Origin of the sequence: Bradyrhizobium sp. sGM-13 (assembly GCF_018398875.1) — a bacterium.
Classification (GTDB): Bacteria; Pseudomonadota; Alphaproteobacteria; order Rhizobiales; family Xanthobacteraceae; genus Bradyrhizobium.
This window is the reverse complement of sequence record NZ_JAGWDK010000006.1, coordinates 177,006-195,326: the sequence shown is the minus strand read 5'-3', so window position 1 is coordinate 195,326 and position 18,321 is coordinate 177,006. Positions and strand designations below refer to the sequence as shown.

Annotated in this window: 9 protein-coding genes; 7 read left to right on the top strand and 2 right to left on the bottom strand. The window is 56.8% G+C overall.

The features are described from left to right. The first annotated feature begins 621 nt into the window (after positions 1-621). Complete coding sequence (locus KJQ96_RS11425) at positions 622-7,704, top strand: RHS repeat-associated core domain-containing protein (RefSeq protein WP_213286710.1); 7,083 nt, start codon at positions 622-624, stop codon at positions 7,702-7,704. 499 nt (positions 7,705-8,203) lie between these two features. On the opposite strand, the gene KJQ96_RS11420 is transcribed toward KJQ96_RS11425, so the two are convergent. Continuing rightward, positions 8,204-8,482: a hypothetical protein gene (locus KJQ96_RS11420; RefSeq protein WP_213286709.1), complete on the bottom strand. Its 279-nt coding sequence runs from the start codon at positions 8,480-8,482 to the stop codon at positions 8,204-8,206. 180 nt (positions 8,483-8,662) lie between these two features. Further along, positions 8,663-10,738, bottom strand: a complete 2,076-nt coding sequence (locus KJQ96_RS11415; protein ID WP_213286708.1) for a hypothetical protein — start codon at positions 10,736-10,738, stop codon at positions 8,663-8,665. A gap of 58 nt (positions 10,739-10,796) precedes the next feature. Between KJQ96_RS11415 and KJQ96_RS11410 the strand changes: the two genes are divergently transcribed. From KJQ96_RS11410 to KJQ96_RS11380, 6 genes are all read left to right on the top strand, one after another. Further along, positions 10,797-12,080 carry a hypothetical protein gene (locus KJQ96_RS11410; RefSeq protein WP_213286707.1) on the top strand — a complete coding sequence of 428 codons (1,284 nt, stop codon included), beginning with the start codon at positions 10,797-10,799 and terminating at the stop codon, positions 12,078-12,080. Next, positions 12,081-13,247: a hypothetical protein gene (locus tag KJQ96_RS11405; protein ID WP_213286706.1), complete on the top strand. Its 1,167-nt coding sequence runs from the start codon at positions 12,081-12,083 to the stop codon at positions 13,245-13,247. A gap of 1,315 nt (positions 13,248-14,562) precedes the next feature. Continuing rightward, complete coding sequence (locus KJQ96_RS11400) at positions 14,563-15,732, top strand: hypothetical protein (RefSeq protein ID WP_213286705.1); 1,170 nt, start codon at positions 14,563-14,565, stop codon at positions 15,730-15,732. Beyond that, the gene (locus KJQ96_RS11395; protein ID WP_213286704.1) at positions 15,729-16,070 is read left to right on the top strand and encodes a DUF2958 domain-containing protein; all 342 of its coding nucleotides are present in this window, start codon (positions 15,729-15,731) and stop codon (positions 16,068-16,070) included. The genes KJQ96_RS11400 and KJQ96_RS11395 overlap by 4 nt, the downstream gene beginning before the upstream one ends. Before the next feature lie 361 nt (positions 16,071-16,431). Beyond that, on the top strand, positions 16,432-17,577 hold the full coding sequence (locus tag KJQ96_RS11385; RefSeq protein WP_249733952.1) for a hypothetical protein: 1,146 nt from the start codon (positions 16,432-16,434) through the stop codon (positions 17,575-17,577). A gap of 119 nt (positions 17,578-17,696) precedes the next feature. Next, positions 17,697-18,260 carry a hypothetical protein gene (locus KJQ96_RS11380; protein WP_213286703.1) on the top strand — a complete coding sequence of 188 codons (564 nt, stop codon included), beginning with the start codon at positions 17,697-17,699 and terminating at the stop codon, positions 18,258-18,260. Positions 18,261-18,321: the final 61 nt, after the last annotated feature.

Genomic DNA, 18,321 nt, shown 5'->3' with positions numbered 1-18,321 from the left:
GCGTCTACGCTGTTGAGCCATGGGTCCCTCTTAAGCCCAGACCGTTTGTTCCATTTCATCTGTCCGGTGGCCGACTCTCGTCAACACGGGGGATGCGACGCGGCTTGTTCGGAAGGAACGACCTGATGGCAGCCCATGCAAAGTTTGTCGGTTCATACCGCATGATCCGAGGTCCCGCTTGGGCGCTTGAATCACGTCCAAACGATGCCTTCAATCGGCAAAACCGGACAACAGGCATTTCCGAGATTACCCCCTAACCGGACATGCTGGGGAAATATCGACGAGAATGACCCAGAGCCGACTTCGCGCCCTTCGGATGCGCTGACATTTCACAGCGCCTTTGCGGGATTTTGTGCTATGCTAAAGTGCCTTGGTGCTCCACTGCTCGGGATCTCCAAGATGACGGTGAAATGGCATCCTACAGCGCATGTTCGAAAAGACTGACACGAGGCGGCAAGCTGATCTGGTCAAGCTTGTCGCCGGATATGTGAACCCATTCGTCCGCTGATCGTGGCCTCTCGCCGGATACCCTCCATTTGGAGGGCGCAAGTCGCCCGACGCCATTGTCCCTGAGGAGCTGAAGCCCCAGCTTGGCGGTGCGTCGCGCGGAGGGAGAATTCTATGGCGCCGCAACCACTGTTGAAGGCCTTCGTCCCGGCAGTGCTGCTCGCGCTCTTGGCGTGCCTTTGGCTTCCGGCTTCGCCGGCTTTGGCCCAGAGCGATAATCCGCCGGCTGAACCTTCATCCCGAGCGGCGAGTGCCGTTGATGCCTCGGCGGGCGGTGCGCTCGAGACTAGCTTGGCAGTGGCCGTTCCGGCGGCACGCGGTCCCAGCCCGAGCATCGGGCTGGCCTACAGCTCCGCGACCGGCAATGGCATCGCGGGTTTTGGCTGGGTACTCACTGGATTTCCAGCGATCGTCCGTGCGCGCGATACGGGGATGAAATTCGACGCCACGGACCAGTTTGTCTTTCTGCCCGGCGGCTGGGGCACGTCTGAGAATCGTGACAATCGCCTTGTCAACGCCGCGGGCTACTACTACCGAAAGAAGGTGCGCGCCGGTTCGCCGCCGGAGCAGTTTCGGCCGAGCAATCAGAGTTGTGGCAGCGGCCCTTGTTTTTGGGAGATGCGGGACGGTTCGGGCAGGAAGTATTATTTCGGCGGCGACGCGAACGCTCATCCGGGATTATACGCACCAGGTACCTGGCATGCAGGCCTGTGGGAGCCGGCGAATGGTGTCACGCACAACCGCGGCATCGTCGCCTGGCCGCTCTACAAGGTCGTCGATGCGGACGGGAATTACTTTGTTGTCGCTTACAATCAAGCTGCCGGCACGTTCCGGCCCCTCCGGGTGGATTACAACCTGCCGCTCGTAGGCGCGCAGGGCCGAGCGAAGTCCGTACATTTTCAGTATGAGAACCGGCCCGACCGAACACCGATGCCAAGCTATCATTCGGTGCGTCTCAAGAACATCAGGGTGTACGGGCATTCGATCCCACCGTTGGCTGGAACGCTGATCCGCCGCTACGAGCTCGGTTACACGATCAGCGCGGCTTCCGGCCGTAGCCTGCTCACCTCGTTTCAAGAATTCGGCAGCAACGGCAACGACGCGAGTGCCGTCGGGCTCGAGGCGACGACCTTCAGCTATACATCGAACCCAAATGCATCGTTTGTCGGAACTCAGGCCACTCAACCCGATGACCGCCCCCCTGAATTGCCCCTTGACCTGGTGCCCAACTGCCAGCCAGGATCTGACCTCAGCGGCTGCTTGTGGAACAGCTTCGTCGGCGACCTAAACGCCGATGGCAAAGCCGATATGGTACGCACCTACTACGGCAGCTACGGCGGCAAAGTGCTTTACCGCTGCGGCGGAGACGATTGGCTCGCCAAGCCGCCGGTCGAGCACAGCAAATATTCAGGAGTGCAGCCGACTTATCTGACGGCAATGGGGGATTTCAATGGCGACGGCCGGCAGGACCTGGTGGCGATTTACCCGGACGCCGGCACGCTCACCACCTACATCGCCTACGGCGCACATGCGAACAACACATGTGCACTCGGCCCCTGGATCTTGCAGCCGAGTCAGACCGTCGCCAACGTGACGATGTCATCCTCGCCGGCGGATTGGCGCATCCTCCCCGCCGACATTGATGGCGATGGGATGTCGGACGTGGTGTTGTTCGACAGGAAAAACACCGTCCTCTACTGGAAGCTTTACCGCGATAACCAACTGTCTGCGATATTGGCGGGGCGCTACCGGTCAGGTGAATGGACGTCGTGTAATGCGGACTATCCGTACCCCGACACGGTTGGCTTCAACGGCATCGACCTCACCGACTACAACGGCGACGGCAAGGCCGACATTGTGGCGAGCTGGTCGCGCATGCAGATGGATGGCACGCCCTTTGCCGGAATGATCTCCATGCTCACGGTGCTTGGCACGTCGAGCGGCTTGTCACCCCCGAGCGAAGAGTGCCACACCCCGTCCACACCCTACGGCACTCCAGCGGTGCGCTACCCTTACACGGCGGTGCGTGATGGCGATATCAACGGCGATGGCAGTGGCGACACACTTCTAACCTATCAGGGCTGGGCGATCCCGGGCAGCAACTGCGAGGGGGGCCTCTGCAGCGGCGTGGTCAACGGGCGCGACATTCGCGTTCGCCTCGGCACGACCAGTCGTGCGGGAAGCAACCTCCAAGTCTACGCGACCGACCCCGATCCTTATCCATACCCAAGTCGAGATGAGCGGCCTCCACACCTCAACCAGTGGCAGTTTGCGACTGCGGACATCAATGGAGATGGCATCGACGATTACATCCAGTCCTACTCCGGCCGCCAGGGCGATCGGCTCTATTATGCGCTTGGATCACCGACTGGGCTCGGGCCGATTGTCGGACACATCGACGACCAAGGTTCACTTCGCGCCGATGGTGGTGAGATTCACTATCCAAAATCCACCATCGCCGTTGGCGACTTCAACGGCGATGGGATCAGCGACGTCGCTCGGATTCAGTTCCGCTGGGGTCTCCTAGAGCATCACCTCTGCGCGTCGTGTCGGGAACCCAAGCCTGCGCCTCTTTGCAGCGGTTTTACCCACGAGCGCTGGCGCGAGCAGGTGGTGACCTGCTACACGCACGTCTATTTAGTCGATTCGACGATTTTTCTTGGAAGCTCGGGTGGGCTCATCCAATGGGGGATCACGCAGACGACATTTTCGCCCGTCGGCGGTGACTCACGGGCACTCGACGTCCTCGTTGCCGACTACAATGGCGACGCCCGCGATGATCTGCTCTTTGTCAACAACAATGCCGAGCCGCCGAACCCGCCGAACAACAGGTGGATACCTAACAGGCAAGGTGGCCTTTCCTGGCTGATCAGCTCCGCGAACCCCCCCGATCGCCTACCGGACTTGCTCAGCGGCATTTACAACGGCGTGCTCGGCACGACTACTGTTACCTATCGCCTAACAGGGGATTACCCGGACTACCAAAACGCCGTCAAGCCCGAGTGGCCGGACCAGTGTTATGGCTGGAACAGTTCGACCCAGTCCGTCGGATATATTACGGGGCCGGTCTGCGGCCGCGTCGAGAGCCGGCCGCGGGCGCTCGTCCACAGCATCGTCAGGAATCACGGAATTGCAAGAAACGGAGTCACATTCAAGGAACGTATCCAGTACGACTACAACAATGGCCGGGTGTACGGTGGCCCCCGCGAGCAAAGAGCAGACCTTGGCTTCTCTTCGGTGACAATCAAGAATCTCGATACTGGGGCCTATACAGTCCGCTGGTACCGCCAGGATAAGCCTTTCGAGGGCAGACTCGCCGCAGCAAATCTGTACGATCGCGACCGGACGCCGTTGCACCGCTCGCGCTACGTTTACTTTCAGGGAGCCCCGCACCCGGGCGTGATCGCCATCCACCGCTCCGATTCCTATTCGTGCTCCTACGAGGCGGAGCTCGCTCTGCCGTGCGCGCACCGCTACGTGGCGCACGACCCGCTCTACCTCGTGCCTGCCCACAGCCGCGAAGGCACGAACGACATCCCGGGCGAGAACGACGTCTACAGTTACTACCGCTACCACCTCGACAGCGCGAACTGGCTGTTTCGGCCACGCTCGAGTTGGACGAAGCGAGCGAACGCATCGGGTACCGACATCGTGCTCGACATGCGCCGCGTCACCTATGACGACGACGCCGGAAAGACCACGCACGTCCTCAGGCGCGAGCGCATTCTCTTCGACGACGCCGAATCAGCAAGCTGCACCGTGATCGACGACCCATGGAACGTGAACGCGTGCGGCGAAAAGGTTTCGAGCGGTGACGCTAGGTGGGTCACGACATTCACGACCAACAGCTCGAGCTATGACGCCCAGGGCAACCTCGCTTGGTTTGGCAGCTATCCGGTATCGCGCGATCCACCGAACCCGCCCTGGGAGCACCCGGTCACGCTGACATATGACGCAGAATACAAAGGCCTGCTGGCGTCGACCACCAACACGCTGAACCAGACCACTAGGCTCGCCTATGATGCCGCCGGTCGGTTGCTCACGACCACCGATCCCAATAATCAGACTACGACCTTCGGTTATGACGTCTACGGCCGACCGACGACCTACGCGCCGCCTGGGGTCGGACTGTACCAGAAGCGCTGGGCCTACCCCGGCATCGACCCGGTGCGCGGCTATCAAGTTGATGAATTCACCTATGCGAGCCCTACCGAAAGCCATCAGTTGAGCGTCTACTTCGACGGCTTTGGCGGCCTGGCTCAGACCCGGGATTATTCAGGCCTTGACGGTGGCACGATCGATACCCTGGACCAGGGTCTCTATATCTCTAATCAGCGCGCGCGTCGCGAATCGTGGCCGTATTTCATCAGCGGACCGATCGCCAAGTTCATCGAGACGATATCTGACCCATGGGGCCGTCCGCTCACGATCAAGCGCGTCAATAATGACGCGAGCTTAAGCCTCGATTACCATGCGTCGGGGCAGCCAGCCATCCGCAGGTTCTCGTACAACAACCCGGACGGCTTACACAGTGTGACCACTGCCATCAACGGCAATGGCTCCGTCCGCAGCGTCTATCGAAACTACCGTGGCTTGGTGACCAAGGTCGTCGATGACGCAGGCACGACAACCTTCCGCTACTCGACGGGGCTCAGGCTGGCGCAGGTCACTCTGCCGGCCACAACCTTCAATACCGTCACCTATGCCTACGACAGCTGGGGGCGCCTCAAGACCGAAAATGATCCGAATGGCGAGGGCCTCGTTGGCTACACGTATGACGACGCCGGCATGCTGACGAGAAAGGTCTACTACCGCTTGTCAGCCACCACTCTTAATCGCCCGCCGGCAATGACTGTGACCCGTCAGCTCTTCTATGCGTATGACCAACTCGACCGCATTGTCGGAGAACGTGGCTTATCCCTCACCAATCACATCACCCACACCTACGATGAGAGTTCACAGACGAACGGCGTCGGCCGGTTGACCACGGTCAGCGATAGCTCGGGAACGACCAAATTCAACTATGATGGCCGTGGAAACGTGACCAGCCAAACAATCACGCTCAATGGGCTGAGCAGCGTTACCTATGCCTTCGGCTACAACGACCGTAACTCCGTCACCAGCATGACACATCCCGATTCGTCGCAGTCCTTCAACTACACGGTCGACGGCGTCCTTACCGCCGTCTCTCCGAGCAACACCTTCGCCCCGTGGGCCAGCTGGAGCGATTTCAATGCCTTCAAGCAATCACGCAAATATGATACCTACTGGCACTACTTTATGCCCCGGTGGGCCAACACGACTGAATATGCCTATGATACCGACCAGAGGATCTCACACATTATTCAAAAGCAGAGAGATGGCACGACGATTCAGGACCTAAGCTACACCTATGACGCGATCGGCAACGTCCGTGCGATAATCGATAATCGTTCCACCAAGGTCATCGGCGGCGTCGACACCGACCTGACACAAAGCTTTGCCTACGATCCACTCAATCGATTGTGTGCGACCTGGTCGGAGGCAGTTACGGAGCCGACGTGCTCGACCACCGTCCCGCCGCCTGCTGCTACGTTCACCTATGACGGGATCGGTAACCTGATCACCGATTCAGGCAGCACAAACGTCTACTTCACGACGCTTTCTGGCGAGCGCAGGATCGAGAACAAGACCGGCACAACAATCAACTGGCGCGCCTATCATGACACGGAAGGGAAGCGTACCCGGTTCGAGGACTGCTCATTCTCCCCATGCGTTACGCACCACTACGGCTACGACTTCCGCGGTCGACTGAGCAGCGTCACCCGGGACGGTGTGGTGCGCGACGCTTACGAGTACGATTTCGCGGACCGGCGCACGAAGAAGAGCTACAACGACCTGACGAACACCACCCACAGCTGGCTCATCGGCGCGAGTTATGCCGAGCGTAAGAGCTCATCGGACATGTCATTGACGGCGAAGTCGCTGTCGCTCGGTGGTGTCATCAACCGAACTTACGGCGACGCCATCAACGGGCAAGCGACCGCACCGATGGTCACCGGCCACATCAATCAACCCTTCCGCGGTGACATCAATGCCGGTCCCCCACAGGGGATCTATATTCGCCAGCCGGATTTGCTCGGCACGCCGACGCTCATGACGCGCACCGAGGACGGTGTGCCGGTGACCCGATACAAGTACGATGTCTGGGGCGCCCTTCTCGCGGCGGGCAGTGTCGGTCTCGACACGAGCTACGAGAAATTCACCGGTCATCCACGCGAGGACTTCAGCGGCCTCGCCTACTACGGCTTCCGTTACTACCACGCGAAGACCCGGCGCTTCATCACGCCAGACGACCGCATCGTGGGTGGTGGGGCGCAGGGTTACAATCGGTTCGCTTATGTGCGCAACAACCCCGTGAGCCGGATCGATCCGTCGGGCCATCAGGATGTTGGCGTGAAGGTCTGCAATCCACCGCCGTGCGATCCCCCTGGTGGCGGAGGCGGCGGAGGCGGAGAAGCCACGTCACTCGGGAATCCGTTCGATTTGTTCAAAGAGCTAGGCAGGGGCCGACGAGGCGGCAGGGATGACAGGAATGATCGGGATGAGGCGAGCCGCGAATTGGAGCGTCTTGGCGAACTCATCGCGCCGTATGAGAAGGCTGCGTACCTGGTCTTGAAGGGCTACAGTTACGCCAAGACGACGACTGCGGGCACGTACTCGCCCTTGATCGAACGCGCTCTGCATACGCTTGTCGGAGAGGAGTTCGTGTTTGCAAATCGCGCCGGTATTCACGTGAGAGGTGCACGCCTGTTCGCGGAGCGACTGTCGCCGGCGGCCCAGCGGGCGGCTTGGTTCAATCCCTCGCTCCAACAATGGTTGAGGCAGTTCTCCGTGACTGGCAATCCGAATCTCGTTTTCAGGCCGGCCATGTGGGGTTCGGAGAAGGCAGTTGCATGGGCATCGAAGTTTCCGGCCGCTGCCGCCGGATCCCTGATTCTCGTCACAACCGCGGGGCAGCTGCAGACCATCTTCCAGGAGGTGCTTCTGGAGGTGAAGGAACTGAATCGAATGCTGTACGATCCGAACCTGGACTTTTTTGACCTAAAGCCAGCTCCGGTTCTGCCCATAAGTCCGTCCGAGAACGTTCCGCCGCCGCCGCCAACAGAGAGTCCCGAATATCTGTACGAGGTACTGTCGGGAGAGCGCTTGCAGTGATGTCGGCATCCCGAGCCGTTTTCACAATTGAGCGCAAGGCGGAGCTTGCGGACCCGATCGCGTCGCCTCGCGTAAATCCTCTCGGCTGATATGGGCAGGTGCCGCACTGGCTTCGTGGATTGCTCCAACGAGGTCCGTTAGTGGGCACTTTTCGGACCTCACGCGATGTCCGACTTCAGTCCGAAATGCGCACCAAAGCGGACGTCGGCCGACCCTCTGAATTTATGGGTTCACACCCCAGGCCGCTGAGACTCGGAAACAGGCCAGCACCAAAATCGGGGAAAGTCGTGGTCAAGAGACAAAAAAGAGCCCGGCGCGATTGGTCGGGCTTCTTGCTTTTTAGAAAAAATCAAAGAAGTCCTTGTGCCATGTGGCTTTCTTGCATTTTTGCGGCGCGAAAGATAGGACTGGACGTCAAGACCACACGACTACGCCGTCAGCGGTAGAGCATTCGTCGTTTGCCTGGCCGCAAACGACGGCTGTCCCAGACGCGGCCGGATCACATACGACCTGGGCCGTTGAGATCGACGCCGTACAGGTGCGCGATCGGATCGCCCCTGTTCCCCTCGACGTACCAGTCGGGCGGGTTGTTGAGCTTGACGAGGACGCCGAGCGTGCCTTGCTCGCCAAAATAGCGGTAACCGTGCCGACGACACCGATCATACGGTTTCCGACGCGGTCGCCGATGGCGGCAAAGGGTCTTCAGTTCGAGCAGTTTCTCAATCACCGGCCGGCTTTCTAGGCTGCCGGCCTCCATGCTGTTGAAGACAAAATTCATGCCTCAGGCAAATGCATGCATTTATGAAACGTCGATTTGGTCATTTATGAATTTCTACAGGTGGTCTTTCAGGAGAAACAGGGTAGAAAAACGATCGAAGGCAATGTTATCCATATGATTTTACTGTTATTTTTTGCATGTCATGTCGTGAATCCCTTATGCGGGTCTAAAAATTCACTTTTATGAAAGTCCTGGTTGGGTCGCTGTCCATTTGGTTCGATTCCGCGCCAAGTACTTCTCGAACTTTGCCAAATCGGCAGGTACTCCCTCCTCCCAGGCGAGAAGTTTTTCTTTGGCTTTGGCCTGTTCCTCTGCAAGGTCGCGGCGATAACGAAGGTTCCGAATTTCCCATCCTGTAAAAAATGAAGTGCCAGCATCATCGTCGAAGGCGGAGATTACCGGCAGGAACTCATTCGCCTTGCGCCTTGCGGCCCGATCAAGCCCGCGCGAGACTCGCAGGCGATGCGGCGTCATTTGCTTCCCTACTGGTCTATTCAGCTTTGGAAGCTTCAGGCCGTCAATGAGTTTGGCGTGTTCGTTGGGATCCAATGATGCACATAAGCTGCGGATGAGCGACCAATGGCGCTCCAATTGCTTCTTATCATTCAAGTCTGACGGGTTGTGCCTTTGCGTTCTATATTGTCGAACGATTAGCGCACGTTCCGAAAGAGATCCAAGCACTCGTTTTCTAAGAAACTTCCTTTTCAGCCATTCTTCAATGTCGAACTGGGGTGGAATATGAGCCACCAAATCAGTGACAATGCCTTCAGCTTCACTGTATCGATGGACGTACATCCAATGGGCCTGAGGCTGATCGCGTCCTTGCCTTCGGGCCGGTCCATCAATCATAAGTCGAAGCTCTCGACCCATGTCTGTGATCAGAACGCTCGGCGACTCTTCTGTTTTTAACGGCAGGTCCTTATGCAGGATTGAGATCGAAGCGTTTAAGACGTCACCATAAACTTGGACCATAAACGACGCGGCATCCCAGAGCTTTCTAACGTCTTTCCCTTTCAGATACTCTTTCTCATTTGGGAGAACGGAAACCGAGCCTTCAGGTTTTACAGACGCCCGTTCGCGTGCACGCAGATTTTCTGTTCTTTTTCGTTTACTGAGCCATTGAGCAACGGTCTTCGTCGGACTTTTATCAGCGGCCAGCATTTGTCCGACGATTTCGTCGAACTCGCTGGCCTTCCGCAGAACGGTTTTCGAATCTTGCTTAAGCTCAGCACTCCATATCCTCAGTATTTGATGGGCGAATGCGCGCGGTCGGAGCCCTAACAGCTGAGCGTTCTTGAAGTAATCATCAACCGCCGGACCGCATTCGTTAAGAGGGCCGAATACAGGCGCATCAACCGACCGCCGCACTGCCATACGAAACAGCCGACCAAGATAATCTCCAATTAATTCGATTTTACGGACGGATGTCTCTTCCCAATCGTCCAAGTATTTTAGCTGCGTTTCGAAATCCGCCTGCTGAAAAACAAGATCCACATATTGATACGCCGCACGCCCTCCGAGGTAGAACTTCTCGACGCCCTCCTTATCTAGCGTCTCTATGCGGCTAATGATCTCCAATTCCCGGCTGATCGCTGTAAACGATCCATCGGATAATTCTGCCATAAGTTCAATGGCGCCCTTGCCAGCCGAAATCTGTGCGTCGCCGCAAAGCTTCTCGAGGTAGGCAATCCGCGTCTTAATGTTGGGAAGAATAACCTGCAAAGGGATTAGTAGTTCTGCCGTTCTGGCAGGCACCGCGTGAAGCTCTTCGGTACACAGAATAAAGGTAACTTTAGATAGTGGGCGAGAAATGTGTTCGTGAAGCACATCGAATGCTCTCTTGCTCATCAGCTGGGCCTGGTCGATCAAGACGACCAGCCAGCCGCCGCCTAACGACGCCGACGGCAGCTCTTCAGCAATCTTCTCGGCGAATTGCAAATCATTGACCGCACCATGCCGCAGAATTCGAAAATTTGGGTGCCTTTCAGCCTGAATAAGACTGCAGTCTTCACAGTCGTCTCGCATGCAGGGCCGGGGTTCGTCATCTCCCGTCCCTCGACAGAGCAGCCCACTCGCATAGATGCCGGCGATGCAGGATTTCCCACAACCACTCGGTCCATGAAGAATTATGCTCCGTCCACGCTTGTCGCTTAATTGATCCGCGATGAACGAGACAATCCGAGGCTGGCCCAATATATTTTTAAGCTGCGTCGGCCTATATCGCTCGGCTAGACTTTGATTTTGGGCTGCGGACATCGTGTTGCGATGAATGTGGCTTTCACTCTATATGCATATTGCTGGATTCGAGGTGCCGATGGAAGATAAACAACTGGACGACCTCGATTTCTTCCACGACTTGGTGGAGGGACCGTCGGCCTCTCTTGACGATTCTGGCCAGTTTGTACCTCGCAGCTTTGCAGCCATTGTGCCTGACTTCAACCGGTTTCCACTTGCAAACGACGAGTTCGGATTTGCAATTGAGGAAAATGAATTCCGATGGCTCGCGCGTCTTTTTGAGATTTTCTATCGCGGCGTGCCCGATCAACATCGCCTGTGCCGGCTCGTTGTATCGCAAGACGCAATTCGCATCGACGGCGACAACATGGGGGCGTTCCTGCGATTGAACCTTCAGGGCAAGCCCTTGAACTTTACCGGTCCGAAACAACGCACATACGTTCTCTCGTACGACGAACTCGCTCGCGCGTCCAAAGCCGTCAAAGGCATCGCGTCCATCAAGATTGGCACGACGGCTCATCTATACTCTGAGCGGTTTCGCCGTCCCCTGACTCTAGTTTCTCAGACGAAATTTGTTGGACGCTGCGATAAGTTCGCCAATGATCTCGATCTTGCGATCTCCAGCGAATTCAACGCTAGGACGACTTCCAAGGCCCTTGAAATGCTGGGCCAAGTTCTCGGGGATGCGATTCCCGACGGTCTATCAACTCTGATTACGCTTTCGCCCGGTCTTGTGCGTGGCGGCGGGAGCTGCGCTATGCTCGAAGCGGCGTCTGCGACTTTGCCCAATCTAAGTACTTCAATTCGCCTGAACGCCTCGATCACACTGTCACTTGTTCTCCTGCACATGGGTCAGACGCGAATCGCAAAGAGTGGACCGTTTTGCATTATTTCCGATGATCGCCTGGCTTATGGATTCGAGACAATCGCCGAAGAGGCGCCGACATGGCACGTCGCTCCTTCAACGGAAACCTTGCTATTGCCGAAATCGGAACTAATCGATTTCGTGAAAATCACCGAAAGTGCATTCATGGAGAATGCTCATATTACCTTCACAATAGACGGCGACGGCAAACGTGAATGCATCCTTTTGGGTTCTCCCGGGGTGGATGATGATCCGCACGAGATCCACAAGAAAACGACTGGTTTCTGCACCCGAAATCAAGGTGTCAGATTCAAGCTTCCCACGCGCCCATTGAGATTTCTCCTCGACGCTGTCGACCCCACGAACGTGGAGTTCGCGATTCACAAAGCCGGCAGTTTCATTGGATTGCAATTTGAAAATGATGACCTGACCTTTTCAGCCTATTTGTTAGCGGCTTCAAAGCCAACCTTGTCTAGCAAGGCAGTAGGGAGCGCATGAATGCACGGATCATCTGAGGGCGTTGGCTTAGAAAATGGTGAAGACCCGAGCCTCAACGGCAACGCTCTCGTCCTTTATGCGGACGCGTCGCTGCTGTTAAAGACGACAAAGATGTGCGACATCATTGCGCCTAAACAGAGCGTATCATTTTCGATCTCTGACACGGCAATGACGGTGCGCGCTGGTAAATCCCTGATGATTGAAGCGACCATCCCCGTCAGGCTTGAAAACTCCAGCGACCACCTGCCACTGACATTTGAGGCCTCGACCCGATTTACGGCGGTTATTCCGGAGGATGGTACGCGGTGCGAATTCAGATTCTGCTTTGTGCGTGCCGAGTCGGCGCCCTCAAGCGCGCAAACATTTATCGGCACCGTCGCCGACCTCAAAATAAGATGGCCCTACAAGACAACAAATGCCCCTCCGGTATCTTGCGATGAACTTCGAGACGCCAAGCCTGTCGCCCCGTCAGAGATCGCGAAGGCTGTGATGATGGCGCGCCCTTTCGCAACGGACAAAGATACCACAGCACCTACTTCGTCTATTGGCATTCTCGGGGCTATCGCAAAGGCCTCAACTTCGATCGGCCGCAGGTCCGTGACTTCCGACAAACTAAGCGGCCTGGAAATGACAATTACCCGACCCGATTCGAAAGCAATAGCGGAAGCGCTTCGTCAGTTTGATCCGTTATCCACGCAATTTTGCAAGATGGGCCAGACTCAGATCTTTTTCGATGACGCATTCAGACTCAGAATTCCCAGGGCGGATAAAGACGTTCCTTGGCTCGAAGAACCGTTCGAGGCATATCAGGAATTCCAGTTTGATGATCAAGCGCTCAGTGAAAGCCTTTCCTGGATATTATCGCAAAAGCCAAAACATCACGGCATGGGTGGTCCAATCGATATTCGCTCTGACGACACCGCTCAGAATTTGATATTTTCGTATGCGCTCGACAACGGCCGAGCAGTGGTCGAATGCCCTTGCACGAGCAAGCACGTTGTTGACGGCATCCACCTCTTGGTGGGCTATTCGAACCTATCTAAACTATCCGGCTTCGCAGGTTCGAGCACGTCGCTCGAAATCTGCCCTTCTTCTATACGATTCAATGAAACCGCCAATGATTTTAGTGTCTGCACGGAAATTGCGGCTGCTCGGTCGGCCAGCTGATCTTTGCACATAAACGAAGGAAGGCCTCGGCGCGTTTCACAATCTCCCTGGGTAGGCTTATTCAACCTGCCAAACGCTATGACAGCTGCCGGGTTTTTCGGCTCAGCCTGCTGAAAGACCTAAGGCCTCGCGACTATATCTTTTGATCTCTCAGATTGACGGACAAACGATCCAATCTGTCATTCCGGCGACCGATAGAACCGCCAAGACCCGATCATCCCGCCGTCACCCGGGCACAGCTAGCAAGCAAGGACTAACCATGAACCCACCCTCACTTTCCAAAAACATGTACGCCGCGATGGTCCGCCTGAAACGAGAGGGCATTTGGTTTGAGCGCAAAACCGCTTACCATTTGAAAGTCGGGTCGTACAATTTTTGGCCGAACAGCGGCAAGATCCATCGCGACGGCGCCCCGCAATGCGACCCCGAAAACGGGCTCGATAGATTTATTAAGCTCGTCAAAGATGCCGAGGCCAGAGCCGATGCGCCGGCTTCGCGGGCCTAAGCTTCTGCACGAACTATCGTTACATTTGATGATGCGCGCACGGCTCGTGTCTCTGCCGGCGCCGCACGATCGCTCAGAGCCGGACCACAGCTTCTGACGCTAACCAGTCCAAGCGCCGATAGTGCAGATCTATTGCTCAGTCATAGCAATAGCCTGCCCCTTACGGGTTCTGGTCCTTAACGCTAGCCATGCGACTTAGGGACAGCCAGATACGACCATTGGCAGTGGTGAAAGCGATTGCGATTGCGCTATCGCAGGAGTGAGCTCCGGGATGCCCCGACTCACAGACGATCCTATTGCAGAAGGATGTGCAGTACGATCCGTCCGCGTCAGATGAAGCAGCGCGTAAAGGCCGACCGCCTGACCCCGGCCTCCCTATAATAAGGTTGCGTTCAATCCAGCGGCTTACCGACGGCGTGGCTCCGAGGTTCGGACACATCTTGGTCAGCAGGCTTCGCCCCGACAGGCGAAGCCTTGCCCTGACGGGCAAGGAGCGACTCCCCTCAAGCGTCCACCATGGTTCGGGCACTCCCTTCTCACCACCTCGATAGAGAGGTGGTGCCTTTCGCTGGCGTACCGCATCTGTAACTGATGCCGATCGCACCCGCCGTCTCGATGGGAAGCATCTCAGATAACTTCTTGCGTTTTTCGGCAGTCTCGACGACCGGTGACGGATCGAAACCAGGAGACGACGATGAACAACTCAGAGTTTCCATTCACGGCTCGAACATCGCCTAAGCTCCGCACAACTCGCAACAAAGCCGATGCCCATCCGAATCTTCGGCGTCCTTTATCACGCTGGAGATTTAGATGGTTGCCTGTTCGAATGCGCCCTTCACACGCGCCTCGCTACCACGTTGCCCGTTAATCACTGACGAGCTAGCCAAAAAGCACAATGTCCATTTCGAGATCGATACGCGGTTCCGTAAAGCCGCGCGATTGCTTCAGGCACTTTGGCTGCAGGATCATAACATCGAGACCGGTATTCACGTTCGTGGTGAAGGAGACACCGCCGTTGTCATGCCGCTTCACTCGAATCTCAGTCGCGATGCGGCTCGCGCCGGCAAGAACTTTCTCTCACCCGACATTCATGCCTTCGTCCGGCATGAGTTGTTAATGCGCGAAGAAGGCGCCGCGATCGACGAAGAGCGGTTGTTCGGCAACGCTCTCAGCTCGATGCCTCTATGCTTCAATCTGTTCGGCCCAATGGCCCTCGACCTCAAGCTCGCCAGCGATGTTTTTCGTGGACTGCTCCCCGATTTCGTCGAGCAGGTCGAAGGATTTATCTTTGAGCATTCACCCGGACGCCGCGAGGAACGCTTTCTTCATGACGGGACTGCCTTCGATCTCGCCATGCGCGTCATCACGCCTGACGGCGAGCCCGGCACTGTCTTCATCGAGGTCAAATACTCCGAGGATATGACTGGCCCCGCCGCTCGGCTCCGTGACCGCTACGACGAAGTTTCTCGCAAATCCGGCCTTTTTGTTGATCCTGACAGCCCGGTGCTTCGTTCGTTGGGGCTCGAGCAATTGTGGCGTGAACATATGCTCGCACAGCTCACGGTTGAGCAGGAAATCGTGCAAAGAGCCATGTTCATTGCCGTTGGACCGCGCCTCAATCGCCGCGTTATGGCTGCGTTTAAGGTGTACGAAAACCAGCTCATCGATGATGACGATCGAGACACTAATCGTGTGGCCTTCCAGGCCTTGACGCTGGAAAGCATTATTGAAGCGATGCAGGCGGCCGGCGCCAATGATCTCGCCCGTGACCTCTGGCGCCGCTACGCCGACTTCGAGCGCATCTATCATCTCTCACTTCACGAGTTCGTTGACTGCTCATCAGACAACACCGCCGCCTCCACGCTTGCTCCGCTTGCGAGGCCATCCGCTGTCACTCGGTCAGCGGGACGAAATCGACAGGCAGGACCACCGCAAAAGATAGCGGCTCAGTCTCGAATGAACCCGAAGGAGGTTAAATGAAAAACGAACCCCTTCTCACGGTCGCGGACCGCGTCGAACTTCTGGTGAACGCGCTTCTTCCGGCCACGGACCATCGGCCGGTGGTCAAATTGTTCACGCCGGATGGCGTGGCCACCTGGCTCCTCAGTGAAGTTGACCCCGACGACCCGGACCGCTTGTTCGGTCTCTGTGACCTGGGCCTGGGTTTTCCCGAACTTGGCTATGTCAGCCTTGCTGAAATCACTCAATTAAGAGGAAAGCTAGGCTTGCCCGTCGAGCGAGATCAGCACTTCGTCGCCGACAAGCCGCTGTCGTCGTATGCCGCAGAGGCCAAAGCAGCGGGCCGTATCACCGCATAACCCGCACCGCCCGGATCCCGGACCTATGCAGGAGCCGGCGGGGCGCGGGCGCGCCGTTGGGGTGAGCGCTCCGGCTCGCCCCGCCGTCTCATCGGCCCACCAATCCAAACCAATTGTCAGGTTCGGCGTCGCTTTGGCCTCGATCAAATCCAGATTGCGCAGAATTCGATTGGCCAAAGCGACGAGCCTAGGCCCAACAGGATAGCTCATCTCAGTTACTCCACCGCGCGCCACTCGATCGCATCCACCGCCAGGTGAGTTAGGCTTTTGCCCGGACTTCGTTGACTGATATAAGCCGCCTTTTGCACGCTGCGGCTCCGACATCTTCGTCCATTGCAAGGGCGGCCTGGGGCGCGCTGGCATGATTCCGGCACGCCTGCCGGTCGAACTCGGCATGCCGCCCGAAGAGGCAATTAATTCGGTACGCATCGCACGCAAAGGCGCGATCGAGATGGCAGATCTTGGAGGCGGCTGCTTGGATTGGTTTGAGAGGCTGACGGGATTTCAAGAGACCGACTACGCTGAAACCCGCGCTAGGCTTGTGGTCGATCGCGGCCGACTGAAGTCGCTAGTCAACGGCAAGAGCTATGCCATCGGAAAGTTGGAACTGGCATCGCTCGAAACCCTTCGTCAGCGAGCGAAATGCATCAAAGGCTTATCGGGGCGCCTTAAGGTATCATTGGTGACTGGGGACGTGCGGGAAATGCACAGGCAGCCTCAATACGCGGGCACGCTATTTCAGGTCGCTTCCCAGTTTAATTTGCTTGAAATGACCGGTCCGAACATAACGCCAGAGGACGGCGTCGCAATTTATCAATACGATCGCACTCAGGGGCCGGCTTGCGCGATAGCTGCCGGGGCTGCAACGATCTACCGCAACTATTTTGCCAAAGTTGGGAGTGCGGAAGGACAAACAAGGAAACGTCAGCTTGACGGATTGGAGGATATTGGAACCGCTTTGAGTGAGGCCCTAGGCTGGCCGGTTGGGTCGTTTTGGGAGATGAAAAACGGCTACGCTCAATGTAGCCAAAGCGGACTTGATGCCATCGCAGAGCATATTCGCTCGGCTCGGCCTGACCACGTCGAAATGTTGCGTGGGAAGCTGCGCATTGGGCTCCACACCGACGTCGAGGTTACCGATGCGACGGACAAGCATCCTGCGACGGTCGTCTCGCAAGCATTCTGCTCCGCTCTACCCGTGAGTTACAACCGCCATATACCTTCGGTTCACTGGAAGGCGTTCGCCTCGCTAGTTCTGGAGGCGGCCTACGAGGCAACGATGTGGGCAGCGGTCCTGAATGCTCAGCGTGGCTCATCGAATATCGTTCTGCTCACAAGTTTGGGCGGAGGCGCCTTTGGCAACGATGAAGCTTGGATCCATAGCGCGTTGCGACGAGCCCTTAAAATGATGACGGGATTCGGCCTTCAAGTGAGGCTTGTTAGCTTTGGAGCACCTACACGCGCGTTTGCAGAGATAGTGAATGAATTTGATCCGAGCGCGCTTTAACGAAGTACGCTGCCTAGTCTGAATGCCAGTATCAACATAGGTCAGTTGTGCAGGTGACTACAACCAGCGAGCGCCAGACACTCGTATTAGGATACTCGTGTCAATGGAGGGAACTGGTTATGACAACATCCGTCGGCATACTGGCATTCGGTTCGCTGATCGATAACCCGGGCGCAGAGATCGAGGAGGCTGTGGTCGGATGCAAGCTGAATGTGCGTACTCCATTTGGTGTCGAATTTGCGCGTAGCAGCATTAAGCGCGGGGGCGCGCCCACACTGGTGCCTCTAGAACACGGCGGCGCTTCAGTGCTTGCCCAAATTCTACTCCTAAATGTTTCCGAACAGGTTGCCAAGGATCGGCTCTGGCGCCGCGAAACTAATAGAGTTGGACAAGGTGGACACTACACCCACCATGCCAACCCAAGTCCGAACACGCTAATTATCGACCGCTATGCAAACTTCGAAGGGGTTGACGCAATTCTGGCAGCACGATTTCCTGCGACCATCGCGCCACTTACGGCAGCACATCTTGCCAAGCTCGCCATAGAGAGTGCGCGCCTGGAACGAACAGGTCGCGATGGAATCACGTACCTCATCAACGCCAAGCGAAATGGAATAAGGACACCTTTGTCAGATGCATACGAGCAAGAGAGATCCTGCATCGTCTTCAAGCCTCTGATCTGATCGAAGCAATCAGCAGGATACAGACGACGAACGGCGGATAACATGGTTGGTTACCAAGAGG

Excerpts from the sequence above, each read along its gene's own strand:
- KJQ96_RS11425 (WP_213286710.1), top strand. The coding sequence starts at position 622 with ATGGCGCCGCAACCACTGTTGAAGGCCTTCGTCCCGGCAGTGCTGCTC.
- KJQ96_RS11400 (WP_213286705.1), top strand. The coding sequence starts at position 14,563 with ATGGTTGCCTGTTCGAATGCGCCCTTCACACGCGCCTCGCTACCACGT.
- KJQ96_RS11405 (WP_213286706.1), top strand. The coding sequence starts at position 12,081 with ATGCACGGATCATCTGAGGGCGTTGGCTTAGAAAATGGTGAAGACCCG.
- KJQ96_RS11385 (WP_249733952.1), top strand. The coding sequence starts at position 16,432 with ATGATTCCGGCACGCCTGCCGGTCGAACTCGGCATGCCGCCCGAAGAG.
- KJQ96_RS11415 (WP_213286708.1), bottom strand. The coding sequence starts at position 10,738 with ATGTCCGCAGCCCAAAATCAAAGTCTAGCCGAGCGATATAGGCCGACG.
- KJQ96_RS11410 (WP_213286707.1), top strand. The coding sequence starts at position 10,797 with ATGGAAGATAAACAACTGGACGACCTCGATTTCTTCCACGACTTGGTG.
- KJQ96_RS11380 (WP_213286703.1), top strand. The coding sequence starts at position 17,697 with ATGACAACATCCGTCGGCATACTGGCATTCGGTTCGCTGATCGATAAC.
- KJQ96_RS11395 (WP_213286704.1), top strand. The coding sequence starts at position 15,729 with ATGAAAAACGAACCCCTTCTCACGGTCGCGGACCGCGTCGAACTTCTG.
- KJQ96_RS11420 (WP_213286709.1), bottom strand. The coding sequence starts at position 8,482 with ATGAATTTTGTCTTCAACAGCATGGAGGCCGGCAGCCTAGAAAGCCGG.